This window comes from Brevinematales bacterium (genome assembly GCA_026415355.1).
Lineage (GTDB): Bacteria > Spirochaetota > Brevinematia > DTOW01 > DTOW01 > SKYB106.
In genome coordinates this window covers 1-919 of the sequence record JAOAHF010000056.1, presented here as the reverse complement: position 1 = coordinate 919, position 919 = coordinate 1, and the positions used below count along the sequence as shown (strand labels likewise).

Annotated in this window: 1 protein-coding gene; it reads right to left on the bottom strand. The window is 38.8% G+C overall.

Features of this window, described 5'->3' with window-relative positions; genetic code table 11:
* Positions 1-754, bottom strand: a 754-nt coding sequence (locus tag N2712_08025; protein MCX8029924.1) for a hypothetical protein, incomplete at its 3' end; no start/stop codon positions are given.
* Positions 755-919: the final 165 nt, after the last annotated feature.

The window sequence follows — 919 nt, the reverse complement described above, 5'->3', positions numbered from 1 at the left end:
GACCAAGAACGGCCGAAACCACAGGATAGAGAGTGATACCGAGTTGCTCAATGAGATTATTGAATTGCGTTATTACCTTTTGCATCACATCAATCTTTCCTACCTCTTCTGCCATTCCTCCGTAGGTTTTTGTTAGATGCTCTACGATTTTAGCATTGTCTGCTTTTGTTTCTATGAGTGCCTTCAGCCGAGAGTCGTAACGCGTTAAGAAGGTTTCACCAGTTTGGAGAACTCGCACTACTTGCGTCATAGCGGTCTCAAAGTCAAGCCCAAAAGCCCTTGCTACATTGAGAGACACTTTTGTCAATTCTTTTGTCTGATCTACTGTGAGCCCCATCTGAATTCCTAGTTGATACATTTTTATGATGGCTTCATCATCAATACCCATAATATTTGAAAGTTTATCTGCTTCTTCACTTAGCGCATTTAGAGTTTCTCTTAATTCATTTCCTGCAAATCCTGCATTTTTTAACGCAACTTCTAACTGTTTTAATACTACCAAACTTTCTATACCTTGCCTAAGACTCTGAATAGCCCCCGCTACACCAATAATAGCAACTGATAACTTACTAAAAACCGAAGATAAACTACCTGCGATACCACCTAAACCTCCAAAGCCTGCTTTGCCAGTTTTATTAACATTGTTTATTTCTTGTCCTACGCTTTTTAAACTATTCTTAGTTTTATTGATCGCTTCTTCAAATTTATCAACCTTTGCCTGTATTTCATATACTACCTGAAGCCTGTCTGCCATACCTACCCCCTTATGCCGAGTATTTGCCTATATTTTTTTAAGTCCCAAGCCCCAGCCGTATCAGTTGCTTGATTCCATCTATAAAACCGAATATTTTCGTAGATAATTCTAATAGATACATAATCAAGCCCCATAACATACTCCATACTCCAGCCAGTATAGAAG